This is a genomic window from Massilimicrobiota sp. An142, from assembly GCF_002160725.1.
Lineage (GTDB): Bacteria > Bacillota_I > Bacilli_A > Erysipelotrichales > Coprobacillaceae > Allocoprobacillus > Allocoprobacillus merdigallinarum.
The window spans coordinates 13,684-32,819 of sequence record NZ_NFLD01000017.1 but is presented as its reverse complement, the minus strand read 5'-3'; the positions used below and the strand labels follow the sequence as shown (position 1 = coordinate 32,819).

Annotated in this window: 19 protein-coding genes; 2 read left to right on the top strand and 17 right to left on the bottom strand. The window is 30.9% G+C overall.

Translation table 11 applies throughout. The features are described 5' to 3' along the window. Window positions 1–16 precede the first annotated feature (16 nt). Genes B5E87_RS08405 through aroE form a run of 4 tightly spaced genes read right to left on the bottom strand, consistent with a single transcriptional unit; the run spans window position 17 to window position 2,601 of the window. Entirely contained in the window at window positions 17–676 is a 660-nt protein-coding gene (locus B5E87_RS08405; protein WP_087244486.1) for a TIGR01906 family membrane protein, read from the bottom strand. Further along, window positions 651–1,157: a tRNA (cytidine(34)-2'-O)-methyltransferase gene (locus B5E87_RS08400; RefSeq protein ID WP_087244485.1), complete on the bottom strand. Its 507-nt coding sequence runs from the start codon at window positions 1,155–1,157 to the stop codon at window positions 651–653. The genes B5E87_RS08405 and B5E87_RS08400 overlap by 26 nt, the downstream gene beginning before the upstream one ends. A gap of 2 nt (window positions 1,158–1,159) precedes the next feature. Next, on the bottom strand, window positions 1,160–1,750 hold the full coding sequence (locus tag B5E87_RS08395; protein WP_087244484.1) for an XTP/dITP diphosphatase: 591 nt from the start codon (window positions 1,748–1,750) through the stop codon (window positions 1,160–1,162). A 5-nt stretch (window positions 1,751–1,755) separates the two neighbouring features. Continuing rightward, window positions 1,756–2,601, bottom strand: coding sequence for a shikimate dehydrogenase (aroE, locus tag B5E87_RS08390; protein ID WP_087244483.1), 846 nt, complete (start codon window positions 2,599–2,601; stop codon window positions 1,756–1,758). 132 nt (window positions 2,602–2,733) lie between these two features. On the opposite strand from aroE, the gene chbG reads away from it, so the two are divergent. Beyond that, window positions 2,734–3,480, top strand: a complete 747-nt coding sequence (gene chbG, locus B5E87_RS08385) for a chitin disaccharide deacetylase (protein ID WP_087244482.1) — start codon at window positions 2,734–2,736, stop codon at window positions 3,478–3,480. Window positions 3,481–3,867: 387 nt separating this feature from the next. Here chbG and B5E87_RS08380 read toward each other — a convergent pair whose 3' ends face one another. The 12 genes from B5E87_RS08380 to B5E87_RS08325 form a co-directional block, all read right to left on the bottom strand. Then, window positions 3,868–4,443 carry a sugar O-acetyltransferase gene (locus B5E87_RS08380; protein WP_087244481.1) on the bottom strand — a complete coding sequence of 192 codons (576 nt, stop codon included), beginning with the start codon at window positions 4,441–4,443 and terminating at the stop codon, window positions 3,868–3,870. Continuing rightward, window positions 4,440–5,042 (bottom strand): PTS sugar transporter subunit IIB, encoded by a 603-nt coding sequence (locus B5E87_RS08375; RefSeq protein ID WP_087244480.1) that lies wholly within the window; start codon window positions 5,040–5,042, stop codon window positions 4,440–4,442. Before B5E87_RS08375 ends, B5E87_RS08380 begins: the two co-directional genes overlap by 4 nt. 374 nt (window positions 5,043–5,416) lie before the next feature. Then, the gene (locus B5E87_RS08370) at window positions 5,417–6,037 is read right to left on the bottom strand and encodes a DUF2238 domain-containing protein (RefSeq protein WP_087244479.1); all 621 of its coding nucleotides are present in this window, start codon (window positions 6,035–6,037) and stop codon (window positions 5,417–5,419) included. Between the two features lie 35 nt (window positions 6,038–6,072). After that, window positions 6,073–6,300: a hypothetical protein gene (locus tag B5E87_RS08365; protein ID WP_087244478.1), complete on the bottom strand. Its 228-nt coding sequence runs from the start codon at window positions 6,298–6,300 to the stop codon at window positions 6,073–6,075. Between the two features lie 27 nt (window positions 6,301–6,327). Continuing rightward, the gene (locus B5E87_RS08360) at window positions 6,328–6,975 is read right to left on the bottom strand and encodes a DUF2238 domain-containing protein (RefSeq protein ID WP_087244477.1); all 648 of its coding nucleotides are present in this window, start codon (window positions 6,973–6,975) and stop codon (window positions 6,328–6,330) included. Window positions 6,976–7,594: 619 nt separating this feature from the next. Next, window positions 7,595–8,071: a flavodoxin gene (locus B5E87_RS08355; protein WP_087244506.1), complete on the bottom strand. Its 477-nt coding sequence runs from the start codon at window positions 8,069–8,071 to the stop codon at window positions 7,595–7,597. Window positions 8,072–8,082: 11 nt separating this feature from the next. Continuing rightward, window positions 8,083–9,774, bottom strand: a complete 1,692-nt coding sequence (locus B5E87_RS08350) for an aldo/keto reductase (protein WP_087244476.1) — start codon at window positions 9,772–9,774, stop codon at window positions 8,083–8,085. Between the two features lie 123 nt (window positions 9,775–9,897). Next, window positions 9,898–10,560, bottom strand: coding sequence for a GTP pyrophosphokinase (locus B5E87_RS08345; protein WP_087244475.1), 663 nt, complete (start codon window positions 10,558–10,560; stop codon window positions 9,898–9,900). 20 nt (window positions 10,561–10,580) lie between these two features. Next, window positions 10,581–11,954 (bottom strand): MATE family efflux transporter, encoded by a 1,374-nt coding sequence (locus tag B5E87_RS08340; RefSeq protein ID WP_087244474.1) that lies wholly within the window; start codon window positions 11,952–11,954, stop codon window positions 10,581–10,583. Then, complete coding sequence (locus B5E87_RS08335; protein WP_087244473.1) at window positions 11,951–12,400, bottom strand: MarR family winged helix-turn-helix transcriptional regulator; 450 nt, start codon at window positions 12,398–12,400, stop codon at window positions 11,951–11,953. Before B5E87_RS08335 ends, B5E87_RS08340 begins: the two co-directional genes overlap by 4 nt. 93 nt (window positions 12,401–12,493) lie before the next feature. Beyond that, a complete protein-coding gene (locus B5E87_RS08330) occupies window positions 12,494–14,239 on the bottom strand; it encodes a M3 family oligoendopeptidase (RefSeq protein WP_087244472.1) in 1,746 nt (581 codons plus the stop codon). A gap of 77 nt (window positions 14,240–14,316) precedes the next feature. After that, entirely contained in the window at window positions 14,317–15,231 is a 915-nt protein-coding gene (locus B5E87_RS08325; RefSeq protein WP_087244471.1) for a helix-turn-helix domain-containing protein, read from the bottom strand. Window positions 15,232–15,836: 605 nt separating this feature from the next. Between B5E87_RS08325 and B5E87_RS08320 the strand changes: the two genes are divergently transcribed. Continuing rightward, the gene (locus B5E87_RS08320) at window positions 15,837–17,594 is read left to right on the top strand and encodes an aminopeptidase P family protein (protein ID WP_087244470.1); all 1,758 of its coding nucleotides are present in this window, start codon (window positions 15,837–15,839) and stop codon (window positions 17,592–17,594) included. 33 nt (window positions 17,595–17,627) lie between these two features. Here B5E87_RS08320 and B5E87_RS08315 read toward each other — a convergent pair whose 3' ends face one another. Then, window positions 17,628–19,073 carry a 6-phospho-beta-glucosidase gene (locus B5E87_RS08315; RefSeq protein ID WP_087244469.1) on the bottom strand — a complete coding sequence of 482 codons (1,446 nt, stop codon included), beginning with the start codon at window positions 19,071–19,073 and terminating at the stop codon, window positions 17,628–17,630. Between the last annotated feature and the right edge of the window lie 63 nt (window positions 19,074–19,136).

The following is a 19,136-nucleotide window of genomic DNA, read 5'->3' as shown; positions in this document are numbered from 1 at the left end:
TTCAACATAACAGGTTTTATATATTTTCTAGAATCTTTTTTCTTTGTCTTAAATAAATCAAATATAATATAAGACTGATGACAAGAACTATACCTATAATAAGCATCAAACAATGCATAAAAAACGTTTCTGGTAAAATAGTAATAACAGGATCTGTTGTTTCATCAAAAATCCAATAATCATTTCTAAATACTATTTGATGAAAAAGAATAAAAGCCTTATTAAAATCAATCGCCGCAAAAAATCCAATAACTAAAGGGATACCTACTGAAAACAATGACGTTAATCTTAAAAAACGATATTCATGCTGTTTTATACGATAAATTCCCATTATAAGTGTCATGATTCCACTGATGGCACAAATGATTTGGATTGCTTCAAAGATTCTTTTGACTTCTTCAAAATGAATACGTCCACTTGTCGACATAACAAAATTTGGTAGATTGAGATCTCCTTGGTAAAAAAGACTCTGATATTGAATCAAAACATCATAATTATGACGAATGACATCAGCTGAAAGTCCTGTACTTTCACTCAGATTTAAAAAATCAATATCAAAATAATAGAGCAGTTTAAAGAAAACTGTAAATACTACCGCAAAACTGATAATGAAAATAGCGAAAACAACAGCTAAGAAAATATCACTTTTTCTATTCTTTATAAATGAAGTCAGCACCTTTTTGCACCTCTACTTTAGATAAACCAGGATAGCTTTGTTGGCGTAATACTTCGTAAATACCTATAGCGACACAATTAGAAAGATTTAAACTTCTAGCATCAGCATCCATTGGAATACGAACACATTCATCTAAATGCTGTTTTAAAATATCATGTGGAATTCCATCATGTTCATGACCAAAGATGATATATTGATCCTGGTCAGATACATAATTTTGATCACTATAACATAGTTTTGAATAACGTGTAAAAAAATGATAATCGCCGTGATTTTGACTCACAAAATCTTCCCAGTTTTCATATACCTGCATTTGTAAATCCTTAATATAATCTAACCCGGCACGCTTCATATGTTTGTCATCTAAAGAAAAACCTAATGGTTTAATAAGATGCAACTTCGAATGCGTTGCTACACAAGTACGCATAATATTCCCTGTATTTTGAGGGATTGCAGGATGTACTAAAACAATATGATTCATGATTAATCTCCCTCACCTTTCAAAATTGTATATAGCTTTTTAAGTGCTTTGGCACGATGTGAATATTGATTTTTTTCTTCCAATGTCAATTGTGCAGATGTTTTATGAAGTTCTGGCACATAAAAAATTGGGTCATATCCAAAACCATTTTCACCTTCAATTTTATCATAAATTTCTCCATCAAAATATTCTTCAATCAAGATAGGCTGTTGATCAGGTCTGCATAAAGCCATAGCGCAAACAAATCTGGCACCTCTATCTTTACCCTTAACAGCATCAATAATGTACTGATTCTTAATATCATAACTTGTATCATGCCCCATAAAACGTGCTGAATAAATACCAGGTGCTCCATCTAAGGCATTGACTTCCAATCCAGAATCATCTGCCAATACAGGCTTATGAATCATATCACAAATTGTCTGAGCTTTAATTAAAGCATTTTCCTGAAAAGTCTTTCCATTTTCTTCAATATCTATGTCTTGATCAAACACATCTTTTAATGATTTGACTTCGATACCAATTTCTTCTAACATTGCTTTGATTTCTTTAATTTTTCCTTCATTTGTAGAAGCTACAATAATTTCTTTCATTTCTCTCACTCCATTTTCAAACTTTTCTTGACTTCTGATATAGGCATTTTCTGTCCCGTCCAAAATTCAAAAGAAACAGCACCCTGATAAAGAATCATGCCTTCTCCATTCATATATTCAAGACCTTTTTCTTTTGCTAGTGTTAATAACTTTGTTTCTTGAGGATTATAAATAATATCAGCCACCTTTAATGACTTATTGAGATAAGATTCATCAGGAATTAAACATCCATCAGTATGTGGTTCCATTCCTACATTTGTGGTTTGAATAAGCAAATAAGCATCTTTTAAATCATTTTTCAAAGATTGCATATCTTGCAAGGATTTTAATGTTATAGAACAATGACATTGTTGATTCATTTGTTCAACCCAATCCTTATGACTGCGATTATAAACAATAATGTCCTTAGCCTGTTTTGTCAGTGCAGCCACAATAGCTCTAGCAGCCCCACCAGCACCCAAAACAACAATTTTCTGTTGATGAAGATTCCAATGTTTTTCTTCACAGGCCTTGATAAAGCCGATTCCATCACTGATATGACCAATCAGCTTACCATGATCATTTTTGACTGTATTGACAGCCTGACAGAGTTTAGCTTCAGGAGTCAATTCATCAAGATAAGATAAAATCTTCACTTTATATGGCATGGATACATTAAATCCCTTGATGGGTAATATTCTGGCACTTGTTATAAAATTGGCAAAATGATTTTCCTCCACCTCAAATGCCAAATAAACATCATCAATACCCAAGTATTGAAAAGCTGTATTATGCATCATTGGTGAAAAGGAATGTTTTATAGGATTAGCAACAATACCATATAATCCTGTATAACCCGTAATCTTATTCATTATAACCCTCCTTGATTTCTTTTCTATTATATAGCAATCATCTACAAGACTCAAAGAATTATTTTAAGAATATGAAAAAAACACTTCCATTTTTATTTTTCGAGTATAATCATGTATAGGAGGTAATTTTTTATGATTAATCAATTAATAGTGAATGCTGATGATTTTGGAATGACACAAGCCAATACCATTGGTATACTTGTAGGGTATAGTCAAGGCATTATTACTTCAACAACATGTATGATGAATATGCCCTATGCTGAGTTTGCTTTAAAACAAGCTAAAAAATTCCCACAACTGGGAGTTGGAGTTCACCTGGTATTAACCGTTGGTCGTCCTTTAGTAGAAGGAGCTCAATCCTATACAGATCAAAATGGAGATTTTATTCGACCAAAAGATTATCCTGATGGAAAACCACATGCTAATCAAGATGAACTTTATCGTGAATGGAAAGCTCAAATAGACAAATTTATTGAAATAGCCGGACATAAGCCAACACATATTGATTCACACCATCATGTCCATCTATTACCATGGCATTTGGATGTTACAAAACGATTAGCTTTAGAATATGATTTACCTATTCGCCAACGTGAACAAGTCCTTGATACATATCCTTATATTCCTGTTTATGATCAGATGTATAATGATGATGCCAATTATCAATATTTTACACAAATTCTTTCATCCTATCATGGACCTTTGGAATTCATGTGTCACCCTGCTTATCTTGATCAAAGACTCTATGATATGTCCAGCTATAACTTACCACGTATAAAAGAACTTGAACTTTTAACTTCACCAGAAATCAAAACTTTCATACAAGAAAATCATATTAAACTTATTAATTTTTCTGATCTTCCACATAATCATTTATAATTTGACAAAAGATTCTTGCATTCTTGTAAAAAAATGTTAAAATAGATATGTCCGTAGAGATACGGATATGGTGAGGAAGAAGAGCAAGGTGGAAGTTATTTGGTAGAGAGATGGAGATTGTAGTTCATATAATACAAAACTTTCGAAAAATAATAATACAAAAAAGAGATTGTAAGTCGAACTTATAATCTCTTTTTTCTTTATCGAAAAGATTTTTTATAACTTTTCATGACCCTCTATTTGATTTAATACCCCTAATATGGCTAAAAACAATCCTGGAACAATCAATCCCAAATAATCCACTCTTATCACCACCAAAGTTATTTTAACATTCCTTTCAAAAAGAAGTGTTAAAACAAGGTAAAAAGATTTTTCAAATTGTGTTATTTACCATTTTTTATGAAGATCTTCTTTGGTAATAGGTCGAATCACCTGACATGGATTCCCTGCAGCAATCACATATGGCGGAATGTCATGAGTGACAACACTCCCTGCTCCAATGATAGCACCCTGATTAATCTTAACACCTGGTAAAATAGTCACATTCCCACCTATCCAGACATAATCATAAATTTTAACTGGACGTGCATATTCTAAGCCTTGCATCCTTTGTCCTTCATGAAAAGGATAAGAAGCAGTATAGATATTCACATTTGGTCCCATGACAACATGATCTCCAATCTCTACAAGTCCCTGATCTAAAATAGTGAGATTAACATCACTATAAAAATCAATACCAACCGTAATATGGTAACCATACTGACAATAAAAAGGTGGTTCAATCCATAATTCACCTTTACAATTCAATAATTTCTTTAATAAAACATCTTTTTCTTCTTTTTGAACAGGAGTATAACGATTATATTCATAGAGCATTCGTTTGCATATCTCTCTTTCACGATATAATTCCTGATCATATGACTGGTATAAATGCCCAGCCTTCATTTTTTCTTTTTCACTCATTTATTTTCATCCTTTATTATTTTTTCTATATGTTCAATCATCGCTTGGCAATCATAAGTAGCAAAAATAGAAGCATCTATATTATCTACTAAAACAGGTTTTAATTTTTGCGATAACTCATGTTGTTTATATCTGAGTTGAGGAGCGATGAGAATCAAATCATATTTTTGATAAACATTTTCTAACTGATAAACTGCTGTTGCATCAATATGATAAGGTAAATGATTTAACTGACAATATTTATTTAATTTTTCAGCAAAATATCCCGTTGTCATACCACCTGAACAACATAATAAAATATGATAATTTGGCTTTTCATCTTCAAGCAGTTTTTCCATCATACGATGAAACAGATTGGTTGCATAATGAAAGTTATAAAACTGATAATGTAAATAAAATAACAGTTCTTCTCCTTCCATAATCGCTTCTTCTACAATTCCTATAGGCCAAACAACAAATCTGGCAACACGATTTTTATAATAAATTTTATAAGTTCTTGAATCATATTTTTCTAGCTTTAAGCGAGGATCACTTGTCACCTGATAATAAACCCATTTTCTAAAGACTTCTAAATCTTCCTGTTTATAAAAAGTTTCCATTGCCCTCACCACCATATGTCTATTATACTAAACTTTCATCAAAATACCAACTACATAAAAAAGAGAAAATCTCATCTCGATTTTCCCAAATGATTTTTCTTCATCTATTTTCATGTTCCATGTTTTTCACATCTTCTAAGAGACTTTCTGTTGTTTATAAATTCCGTAACTTTACATAATCATTACAATCATAAACGACAAGGTTTCTATTTCCTCGGCAATATTTTATCATTTATACCACTTCTTGTATATTTAGGTATAAAAATGACAACTCTATCTACAATAATACATAATGTTTAATCTTTTGATAATCGCATATTTCATATAAAAAAGAATGAATATTGATCATTCATTCTCTGTATCATTTCATATCGTTATGAGTTTTTTTTATGATTTAACTGATAAATCTTTCTTTCCAAAGACACAAAGAAATGTTCTTTGGGACTTTGATCAAAATGTATCAAATAGAAAGATAAAACAAGCCCGCCAATCACAGCAACCAGCATATCTGTCAATGTATCATGGACACCACTTGTCCAATGATTAATAGCATCATAGTTAAAAAAGACTAACAAAGCATATTCATAAAACTCCCATAATAAAGCCACTAAAGCATTAACAGCATTCAAAAATAGAAACATCAGACTTTGACGATGATCTTCTCTCAAAAAATATTTATAGATAAAATATATCAATTCACAAATGACAACACCACTGGCACAATGTATAAATTTATCATAATAGGGCGTTGAATAGCCTCCAAGGCAACTTCCCCAAAGACTGGCAAAATAAACAAAAACAAGATTAATGATATAAAATTCTAATGGAACTTTGATATGTAATATTTTCATGAGTACAGGTAAAATCCACGGTGTCAGACAGGCAACAAAAGTCATTCCAAAATACTTTCCTTGCCAATTGACATAAAAAGCATATATTAAAGTGACAATATAAATGATTAAACAGCTATACCATATGGTTTTTAATTTTTTCATAATGACACCTCTTTTTTATATTGTATCATTATTTCTTAATGTTTGTGACTAAAGAAATTTCTTTTTTGTTTATTTTTTAATAAAATCAGTTTTCCAAATTCACCATCCGCTAATAAATCACCCTTTTTAAGATTCTTTGATGCAGCGAACCTTTCAAAGTATGTATATTCTGTTTGATTATCATAACATTGACACTTAATCATATCATCATTCACAATTTCAACAATATACTGTGATTTTATCCCTGTTTGTTTTTTTAACATCTTCATCCTCTTTTCCTGATTATATATCTATGATTGATCATTCATATTACAATCATAGAATTTTTCAACAATACACATAAAGAAAGGTGACTCCTGACGATTTCTATGAGCAATCATTTCCAATAGCACTACACATCCACCACCAAGTGCACAAAGCATATCTGTCATGGCATCATGGACACCTGTTGTGTAATGTAGAATACAGTCATTATTGAAAAAGACAAGCATAAAATATTCATAAAACTCCCAAATAACAGCAATTGATAAATTAACTGTCATCATAAATATAAAAAAAAGAATATAATCCTGCTTATTATAAATAGTGCGTTGTTTTTTAATCATGCAATAAAGAATCATTGCGATAATACTGGCAAGAATTCCACTGAAAAAATGGACAATTTTATCATAGAAAGGTAATGTATATCCAGCTAATGAACTTCCTACCAGTGAAGCAAAGTATATAAAAATCACATTAATGATTTTGAGTTCATCTGTCATTTTCAAATAAAACAAACGCATAAGAATTGGAAAAAGCCATGGTGTTATACAGGCAACAAAACACATCATGATATCTTTGAGATTTCCTTTTTGTATATTTAAAACAAAAGCAAATAAAAGCGTCACGATATAAATACCACTAACAAAATACAATAGTTTTGTCTGTTTAGTTTTCATATATCTCCTTCTCACTCCTTATTTACAAAAATAAATTAATAAAAATCTTTTGAATTTAAAACACAAAGAAATCATATCTTTTTGTATCTCAACTTCCATTTAAGGTATACAATATTGCATCACATATAGGCAATCAAATATAAAATGATGAAAATCTTTGACTTTTTTTACAAGTACATAACTGATATAGACAAAAAGCATACATTCAGTGAAAATACATGAAACTTCAATACTATAAAAATATATTCTTTCTACTTCTATAATTCCCATCTTCTACTATTCTAAGCAAAACGATAAGACTAGTTAAATCAAAAACGTCTTTAGTCTGTTCGCACTTTGATCTAATAACAACAAAATATACGACTGTGATAATCAATAAAACCTTAATCAATTTTTAATTTTCTTCTATCTACCATAGATTTCCTCTGCTTATAACATATAAGAATTTCAAATAAAATATGATACTTGCATTAAATATCTGCATTCAATTTTTCATCTCTCGAATATCAAGAAAAACAATTCTTTTCTCATTATTAATATATGATTATTTTTTTAATTTAATAGTAAAAGATATGAATCTTTCGCAAATTTTTAATCAAATTAGCTCAGTTCATATCTCTTATAAAAATGATTCAGCCCATGTTTTTAATGTATCCACATCAACCTGACTATCAAAGCGACGTCCTTGACATAATTTGGCATTACCACAAGAAACTTTTAATTCCTGAGTGGTATTTCCTATACCACTGCCTCCTGATGTCGCAAAAGGAATAATTGTTTGACCTGATAAGTCATATTGTTCTAAAAATGTATTGATAATCGTTGGTGCCACATACCACCAGATTGGAAAACCAATAAAAATCACATCATAATCATCTATATTTTTAACTTCATTTTGAATAGCTGGACGATATGCTTTATTTTTCATTTCTTGACTGCTGCGACTTTGTGGATTGGTCCAATCCAAATCTGCTTGACTATATGGTTGAGCTGGTATGATCTCATGTAAATCCCCATCAATAGCTTGAGATAGTTTTTGAGCCACTCTTGCAGTGACTCCACTTGCTGAAAAATAAGACACTAAAATTTTTTTCATTTCCATCACTCCTATTCTCCAAAATATAAGGCAATTTCTTCCATTCTTTGCATTTGATCAACATGGAAAGGACAACGATGATTGCAATGTCCACATTGCACACAGGCACTTGCTTTCTTTTCTAAATGGTGATAGTGATCTTTAGCTAAATCATCACCTAATAAAGATAGATCATAATATTTATTCATCAAAGCAATATCTAAGCCCATAGGGCAAGGATGACAATGTTTGCAATAAACACATTTTCCTTGATGTTCTACAGCATCAAATGTTGAAATAACAGTATAATCCTTATCTTTATCACTGGCCTGTGTATATTTTAAAATTTCTTTTAAATCATCACGATTTCTAACACCAGGTAAGACAGTCACAACACCTGGCTTATCTAATGCATATTGAAGACATTGAATACGTGTTAAGGCCTGCGGAAAAGGTGATTTGTTTGCATCCAAGAGTTGTCCTGCACTAAAGGCTTTCATAACTGAAATAGCGACTCCTTCTTTTTCACAGCGCTGATATAAAGCCATTCTCTCATCAGTCTGACCAATGGCATATTCACCATGTTTATAATCATAAGCGGGATTAATACTAAACATCACCATATCTAATATATGCATATCTAAGACTTTATGCACAATTTCAGGAGTATGTGATGATAGTCCAATATGCTTGACAATCCCCTGTTTTTTTAATTCTTGAATATAATCAATAACACCCGCTTTTTCAATCGCTTTTAAATCTGCTTCTTCATCAATACAATGAATAAAACCAAAATCAATATAATCTGTCTGCAACATTTCTAACTGCCATTGAATAGATTGTTTGATCTTATCTAAATTTGTTGTCCATCCATATTCACCTGTTTCATAATTAGCTCCAAAATGATTCTGTAAATAAACTTTTTCTCTTTGTCCTTTGATAGCCTGACCAATTGCCTGAAATGTTTTAGCATGTCCACTTGCTAAATCTAGATAATTCACACCTTGATCAATAGCTTCTTGAATCGTCGCAATGATTTCTTCATCACTTGATTCTCCAAGTGAACTGGTTCCTAAACCAATCACACTAATTTTTTCATTTCCATGTGGTAATTGTCTATATTCCATGGAGTTCAACTCCTTTGCATATAAATAAATTGTAAAATCATCAGCTCTTCGATATTGATCTAATCGTTTCATTTGATGATGATCATAAAATTCATAAGAACAGCTTGTATCGGTATACAAAATATAATGGGAACAGTTTTCTTTTTTTAATAAATATTCTGCATACTCATAAAGCTTCGTTCCTAATCCCTGATGCTGATATGTCTCATCAACCATAAATAAAACAATCTCTCCATCATAGTTTTGATGCATCTTTTGTAATAACTGTTCACAGTTTTGATGATAGTTTTGCATCATTTGACGATAGGAAGAAATCAAATGGAAATCATCATGTTGATGATAGAGAAGATTTTGATATTCTTCAGGAATTAAAATTTTCTCTTTTTTAGATAAAGATAATGCTAAAAAACCAACAATACGCTGTTGTTTGGTTGCTATAAATAAATCTGTGGAATGCAATAAAACATCATAAAAATATTCTTGTGAGAAAATCATGCCATTTTTTAAACTTTTAAACATGCGATCTAATTTCCAGACCTGACAGATCATTTCTACGATTCTTGATGTCTCTTTCCATTGAAATCTTTCTATTTGCATAATGCCACCACAACTTTCATCTTTATTTTATATCAACCCTTTCTTCTCTTCAAATACTTATATTTCATATTCAACCATGCTTATAAAGCATAATAATAAAAGAACCACTTATAAAAGCGATTCTTATTCTAAATATTCTTTAATTGAACTCATTTTATCATCTAAATCATTACACATCTGTGCACATTCCAATAACTGATGAGCTATGTAACTTTCTTTATCGTCATCAATGACTTTTTTATATCTCAATTTATGTTCTAGACTGGCCCAAAAATCCATCGCTAAAGTACGGAACTGAACTTCGACTTTCACCCATTTTTTCTCATTCTCTAAAAAAATCGGAACTTCAATAATCAAATGTAAACTGCGATAACCATTGGCTTTAGGATTTTGAATATAGTCCTTTTTCTTGACTAAACGAATATCATCTTGTTGTAATAAACATTGAGCCAAATGATATATATCCTGTTTAAATGAACAGACAACTCGTAATCCCGCAATATCATAAAGATATTTTTCCATTGTTTCAACATTAATCGGATAGCCCTTTAACTTCAGTTTCTTTGTAATACTTGCATTAGATTTTAAGCGAGAGTGAATAGATTCAATAGGATTACGGTCATAACAAAGAGAAAGTTCTTCATTTAAAGCTCTAAATTTTGTTTCTACTTCCATGATGGCACAACGATAATAAGCCATCATTTGTTTAAGTGGCAGAATTTCTTCCTGCCACTCATCACTCATCACTTCATCAATAAATGCATCTTTAAACTGTTCAATAATCATGTAACTTTCCTTTCTTATGACTATTTTGTTTGCATTTCTTTCATCTTATTTTTCATTTCAAAATAGAACATTGTTGATGTTGTTAAAACAGCAATTGTATCAGCAATAGGTTCTGCTAAAAAGACTGCAAAAACCTGATCTGATATAAACATAGGTAAAATATAAATCAAAGGAATTAAAACCAAGATTTTTCTAAAGACTGCCAAAAATGCACTCTTTTTTGAATTTCCAAAGGCAATAAATGTCTGTTGACATGAAATTTGGATACCCATTAATAAGACTCCAGCCATATAAATTCTTAATGCCCAAATTGTGATTTCTGTTAATTGTGGATCACTTGTAAAAATCGCAACAAATAAACTTGGGAAAATCATAATCAATAACCATAGTATAGATGAATATGAAAAACATGAAATGGTTTGAAGTTTAAATGCTTTTTGAACACGATCACCTTGTTTAGCACCATAGTTATAACTGATAATAGGTTGTCCCCCTTGTGTTAAACCTTGTAATGGTAACATGGCAAATTGCATAACACTTGATAAGATTGTCATAGCGCCAACAGCTAAATCCCCACCATATTTTAATAATGATGAGTTAAAGCATAATACCAAAACACTTTCTGTAGCCTGCATTGCAAAAGGAGCAACACCTAAAGCAATACATGGTAATAAAATATGAAAATTGATTTTTAAATTTTCTCTTTTTAATTTTAAAATCGTATTTTTTCCTGATAAGAACCAGAATGCCCAAATGGCACTTAAAGCTTGTGACATGACTGTCGCAACTGCTGCACCTTGTACCCCCATATTCAATCCAAAAATGAAAATAGGGTCTAAAACAATATTTGTGACAGCTCCAATAACAACAGTTAACATACTAATTTTTGAAAATCCTTGTGCTGATATAAAGGCATTTAACCCTAATGTCAACTGTACAAAGATTGTTCCAATCGCATAAATAGTCATATAATCCATGGCATAACCAATTGTATTTTCACTCGCTCCAAAAAGATATAATAATGGTTCTTGAAAAATTAAAACCAAAACTGTCAATAAAACAGCAATAATCATGAGTGATGTTGTACAGTTACCTAAAATTTTTTCAGCCGCATCATTGTCTTTTTTCCCCATGAAGATACTAGCTCGTGGTGCTCCTCCCATACCAAATAAGTATGCAAAAGCAGAAATAATCATGATAATAGGAAAACAGACTCCTACCCCTGTTAAAGCTGCAGAACCAACTTCTGGAATATGTCCTATATACATACGATCGACCATGTTATATAAAGCATTGACAACCTGCGATGTAATAGCTGGTACAGCCAAAATAAACAATAAATGTCCTACGGGTTCTTTTCCTAAGTCCACTTCTTGTGACATTTTTAATTTCATAAACATACCTCCTCATTTTTTTCTTTAAAGTGATCTCTTATTTTTATTAGCGTTTCTTCCATTTTTTGAATATCTTCTTTTGGAATTTCTGATAAAATATCTTCATTAATTTTTCGAATTTCTTTTTTTAAAATCTTTATCTCCTCAATTGCATCGGCTGTTAAATAAATATGTTGAATACGTCGATCAGTGACATCACTTTCTATACGAATCAGCTCTTTTTTCACTAAGCTTTCTACACTACGACTAATGAGTCCCTTAGAAACTCCTAAAAAGACATTTAACTGTGTACTTGTTGTAATACTTGGATTATTTGATAATAAAATTAAGATATTCATTTCATTAGGCGATAATTTCAAATCTTTCAATCTCTCATTTAAAACACGTGCATAATACTTTCTAATCTGTATTGAATAATCTAATAATGTTTCAATGTTCGTTTTCATATCTCACCTCATTAGTTTACTTGTATATTGTTTACAACTAAACAATATACTCTTATTTTATGAAAATTGCAACAAAAAAGGTGTAACATTTCGTTACACCAATTGCTTTAATAACTTTTCAAATAAATCAATATCATCTTTTATCATATCAATAGAATTTTGCCAGAATGCTGGATCCTGTAAATCAATACCAACACTCTTACCCACATCTTCTAAACTCATTTTTCCTGTTAATGATAAGAAATGTTCATACGTATCAGCAAATGTAGCACCTTGTTTTTGATATAAACCATATAATCCTTTTGCAAGTAATAAACCAAATGCATAAGGAAAATTATAAAATGCATAATCAGCTTCATAATAATGTGGTTTCCATGTCCACATATAAGGATGTAGGTAACGATGATCCAAACCATGACCATAGGCTTCTTTTTGAGCTTCTAACATTAACGCTTTGATTTCTTCAACACTTAATGGTCCTTCTTGACGCTTTTCAATCAATCGACTTTCAAACAAGTAACGTGAATAAATATCCACAATCACCTGTGCACAATCACAGAGTTCATTTTCTAAAATAAACAATTTGTCTTTTGCATCAGCAGATTTGAGCGCTGCCTTTTTGATAATTGTTTCGCAAAATGTTGAAGCCGTTTCAGCAATAGGCATTGGATAGTCAGCATTTAAAGCTGTTTGTGTATTTAAACATTCACCATGAAATCCATGTCCAAGTTCATGACCTAAAGTAATAGTATCACCAAACTCATTTCCATAATTTAATAAGAAACGACTTTCCTGAATACAATGTAAATTATGACAGAAAGCACCTCCAACTTTTCCCGTTCTTGGATAAACATCAATCCATTGATTTTCAATAGCCTTCTTGGCATAATCTCCTAAATGCTTTGAAAAAGTATAAAACTGTTCTACAACAAATTGACTACCTTTTTCAAAAGGATAAGACATATCACTTTCTACAATTGGGGCATATAATTCATACCAAGGCAATCCATCCGTATAACCTAACGCTTGAGCCTTTAATTGAAAATATCTTTCAAACATAGGTAAAGCTTTTTTCATTGTAGAAATCAAAACATCCAATGTCTTTTGTGACATTCTGGAATCTATCAAAGTACGCTGTAAAACAGAATCATAACCTCGAAGATTGGCACTTGTTATGGCTTCACCTTTAATTGCATTCAAAGCACTCGCAACACCTTGTTCTACTTGTAAATAAGATGCTATCTCGGCTTCATATGCTTTCTTTCTCACCTCTTTATCCTTTGAATAAGCCATATTTAAAACTTCTGTCAAAGGATACTCCTTACCATCCATGGATACTTTCATAGAAGCAATTAACTGATCTTTATATTTCAACCAGGCACTTGAGCCAGTTGTTTTCATTTGTGCCAAAATCTTTTCTCCCTCATCACTTAATAAATAACGATTATGTTCTTGTGTTTCTTTTAAAACAAAAAGATGTTCTTGAATATAAGAATCTTGAATATGATTCAAATCAAACTGACCAATCCAACGATCAATTTTTGCCTGTGCATCTGCAAAACTTGCTAAAAGATTTTCAATAACAGATGAATATTTCAAAGCATCCTGATTCGTTGTATCACTACTCATTGTCAATGATATAAAAGCATATATTTTTTCTACCAGATCCGAAAATTGATTGGATTGTTCTAAATATGACTTTAAATTGTCTTCTGTTTTTTCCTTTTGAGAATATTCCTGCATATCCTCTAACATATGTGTTAATGTTTCAATATCATTTAAAAATGATTGATCTTGAAAAGATAAATATAATTGATCTAAATTCCAACGTTTCTCCATAATAACCTCCTTACTTATATTCATTATATACTTTTTTCGTATTTTTTAATACAAAAAGAAGATGACTTACATCTTCTTTACTTACGATGAATCAAATAATCAATACCTAATGAAATAAAAGCAGTGATTGGAAAAATAATCCATCCTGGATGCCACCAGTTCCATGTCAATCCCATCACACAATATAGCATTGCTGCTAGAGGCATTGTGATTCCAAAAATACTACTTTGCTGCTTTTGAATTTGTTTATCCTTAACATACTCTTTATTATGAACAAGGAATTTATACACACCATCTAAAATTCCATAATAAATAAAGAAGAAAACAGCAATCGCAACACATAACATAAATTGAGCAGGTATCCATTGTGAGTTGACAAAATGTGTTTCTGTTAATAACGCCACACATGCAAGTGAAACAATGATCAATAAAACACTACCAGCAACAGCTAAAGTCAAATGAGAGTGAAATTGATGATATTGTTCCTGTAACTCTTGTAAATCACTAAAACTCATTTTTATTTCCTGATCTTCAATATTCTGATATGGATTTTTAGAAAGAGCAGCTACCATGATGACAAAAATACTTATACCAATAATGATTAAGAAACCAAAACCACTCCATGTTTCATAAGGTGTATTTGAACATAAAATAGGAATGAGAAGTCCCAAAATCATGAATGATACAGATAATGCCATTTTTAATGCAAAACTTTTTTTGATTTGTATATAGTCGTCTATTTTTTGTTTTGACATTAAATAATAAGAAGTATCTGTTTTTTGAAAAGAATCATCATAATCTTCTTTTAATAAATAATCTAAACTCACTTGAAACAATTCGCTTATTAAAATTATCTTTTCCATCTCTGGATATCCATTTTGCGATTCCCATTTACTGACTGCCTGTCTTGATACATTTAATTGATAGGCTAAATCTTCCTGAGATAAACCTTTTTCTTTTCTTAATTGTTGTAACTTTTCTCCAAAACTCATATATCTCACCTCTTGTCTTAAGCATAGTCAAAATCAGCTCTATAAACCACCAACCTAGAGTTGTTTTTTGTCAACTAGAAGTTGCAAATAAGGGTTGCTACTTTATTTTAACATATTTTAACTCACAAAAATGTAAAGATTGCTTCAAACTCTTATAGATTAAAAAAATAAGTCCTCAAATCATCAAAGAGATATATTCTTTTTATTATCATCTAACTGTCCTATTATAGTTAATAAATCTATGATAGATTCATTTTATTCGATACTTACCCACACCTAATACATAGATATTGCATATTTTTATAATCAATAAATTATGCATTTTGCATTTTTTTAATATAAAATAAAATGTATTTTGCATTTTTTTATATCATTTCATGATATTTTGCTTATTATTTTCAGTCATAGTGACTTCATTAATCAATTTATTGCATCTTTTTTACGCTTATTTTCCTATATAACAGAGTAGAAATGATCTTTATAAACCACTAATCTAAGATTGTTTTTATCAACAATAAGCTACAAATAAGGATTACTATCTTTTTTAACACATTTTTACTTACAAAATGTAAAGATTGTGCTAAAGTATTATAGGGGTGTTCATAATGATAAAGGATTTTCAACAATTATTAAAAGATAAAAATATTCAATTTTATATTGTTCCTACTGATGATGATCATCAGTCTGAAACTGTAGGTGACTATTATCAGGCACGTGCTTATTTAAGTGGCTTTACTGGTAGTGCGGGAACATTACTTGTGATGCAAGATGAAGCTTATCTTTGGACTGATGGGCGTTATTTCATTCAGGCAGCTAAGGAATTATACGAAGGTATTACATTAATGAAAATGGGACAAAAAGGTGTCCCTACACTATTAGAATTTCTTATCCAACATATTCAAGAACACGATAAGATTGCTTTTGATGGTCAAACAATGGCTTGTCAATTTATTCTTGATTTGAAAAAACAGCTTAAAATTGATGACTATCAAATAGAGTGTGTTGATCTTATGCAGGAATTTTGGAAAGATAGACCTCAAAGATCATGTGAAAAAGCTTTTCTTTATGATATTCAATATCATGGATTATCAACTCATAAAAAGATTGAAAAGATTTTAGACTACATGAAAGATCATAACTGTCAATCACATTTAATAACAACACTTGATGATATAGCTTGGATTTTTAATATCAGAGGAAATGATATTCCATGTTCTCCAACTGTCTTAGCGTTTGCTTTAATTACATTGGATCAGTCATATTTATACCTTCAAAAAGGAAGTTATGACTTAGATATGGTAAAAGCATTACAACAAGAAAACGTCCTTGTGAAAGATTATCAGGATATTTATCAGGATGCACAAGAATTAAAAGGTCGTGTTTTACTCAGTACCAACCATATTAATTATGCTTTATTCCAATGCTTAAACTGTGAAATTGTTGACAAAATGAATCCATCTCAAATGTTGAAGGCTATTAAAAACGAAGTTGAAATTGAAAATTCAAAACATGCTCATATCAAAGATGGTGTTGCCATGACAAAATTCATGTATTGGCTAAAAAATAATTATGGAAAAATTGATATGGATGAGATGAGTGTTTCTGATAAAGTCTTAGAATTAAGACAACAACAGGATTTATTTATTGAACCAAGCTTTACAACAATTTGTGCTTGGAAAGACAATGCCGCTTTAATGCATTATCATCCAACATCTACACAATTTACAAAGATTGATCAAGATGGCATGCTATTGATTGACAGTGGTGGACAATATATGGACGGAACAACAGATATTACAAGAACATTCGTATTAGGACAGATTACAGATATTCAAAAGAAACATTTTACTATGGTCTTACAAGGGATGTTAGCCTTACAAAATGCACATTTCTTACATGGATGTACAGGACAAAGTCTAGATATTCTAGCCAGAGGACCAATGTGGGATGAAGATATTGATTATCAATGCGGTACTGGACACGGTGTTGGTCATTTATTAAATGTTCATGAAGGACCACAAGGTTTCCGTTATAAACTACGTAGTTTATCAGAAAACATTACTTTAGAACCAGGAATGAATATTACTGATGAACCAGGTATTTATTTAGAAGGACAATATGGTATTCGTATTGAAAATGAATTATTATGTGTCAAAGGTCATGAAAATGAATATGGACAATTCTTACATTTTGAACCATTAACATTTGTACCTATTGATTTAGATGCTATTGATGTCAATATGTTAAGTCAAAAAGAAAAGAACTGGCTTAACCACTATCATCTAGAAGTTTATGAAAAAATTTCTCCATATTTAAATGATGAAGAAAAACAATGGTTAAAAGAATATACAAAAACCATTTAAAAACACAGGTCACATTTTGACCTGTGTTTTCTTCTAATCTAAATCTTCTCCATTTGTTTCAATCACATGTTTATACCAATAGAATGATTTCTTCTTAGCTCTTGAAAAATCTCCTTCATGTGCATTATTATAATTGACATAGATAAATCCATAACGTTTATCATATTCACCTGTAGAAGCTGAAACAATATCAATTGGTGCCCACATCGTATATCCTAATAAATCAACACCATCATAATCAACAGCTTCTTTCATTGCTGCAATATGAGCAGCTAAATAATCAATACGATATTGATCATCTACAACATATTCATCATTATCATCAATATATTTATCATAAGCTCCAAAACCATTTTCAACAATCATCATAGGAAGTTCAAAACGATCATTAAACCAGTTGAGACACCATCTTAAACCAACTGGATCAATTTGCCATCCCCAATCACTAGCTTTGAGATATGTATTTCTGACATAGTCTTCTTCAGAGAAATCAAATGAACGACCAAATCTTCCAGTATATTTTGTCGCATAGCTCATATAATAAGAGAATCCTATATAATCTACACATCCTTCAGCCAATGCTTTTTCATCTTCTGGTAAGATAAAGTTATCATATCCTTTTCTTTCAAATTTCTTTAATAAGTGTTTAGGATAATGTCCTCTTGCATGAACTTCTACATACCAATATTTTTGATGCATTGCTTGTTGTGCATTTAAAACATCTTCAGGATTGCATGTTGCTGGATAAACAGCATTCATACCAATCATACATCCAACTTTTGCATCAGGATCAATTTCATGTGCCGCTTTCACTGCCAATGCACTGGCAACTAATTCGTGATGTGCTGATTTATACATCATATATTCAATATCGTCACCTTCTTTAACAAGAACTGCACCTTCTTGAGCAAGATGATGTGCCCCCATTGATATTAACTCAGCCTGATTATTGATTTCATTAAAAGTCATCCAATATTTAACTTTTCCTTTATATCTTTCAAAACAAACTTTGGCATATTTCACAAAGAAATCAATACATCTACGATCCATAAACCCATTATACTTTTCAGCTAAATGATATGGCATTTCAAAGTGTGATAAAGTCACAATTGGTTCAATTCCTAAACGATGCATTTCATCAAATAAATCATCATAGAATTTTAATCCTTCTTCATTAGGTTGTTCATCATCACCATTTGGAAAAATTCTTGTCCATGCGATAGAAGTTCTAAAAGCTTTAAATCCCATCTCTGCCATTAAAGCTAAATCTTCTTTATAATGATGATAGAAATCAATACCCACATGATTTGGATAATCTTCACCATCAATAACACCATTTGTAATTCTTCTTGCAACACCATTAGATCCTGCTGTCATCACATCAGCAATACTAACACCTTTTCCTCCTTCATTCCATGCTCCTTCAGCTTGATGGGCAGCAATCGCTCCACCCCATAAAAAATCTTTTCTAAATCCCATTTTTTAATTACCTCCATTTCTATTTTTTATTATACTACAAAACAGCTTTGAAAAAAGAATATT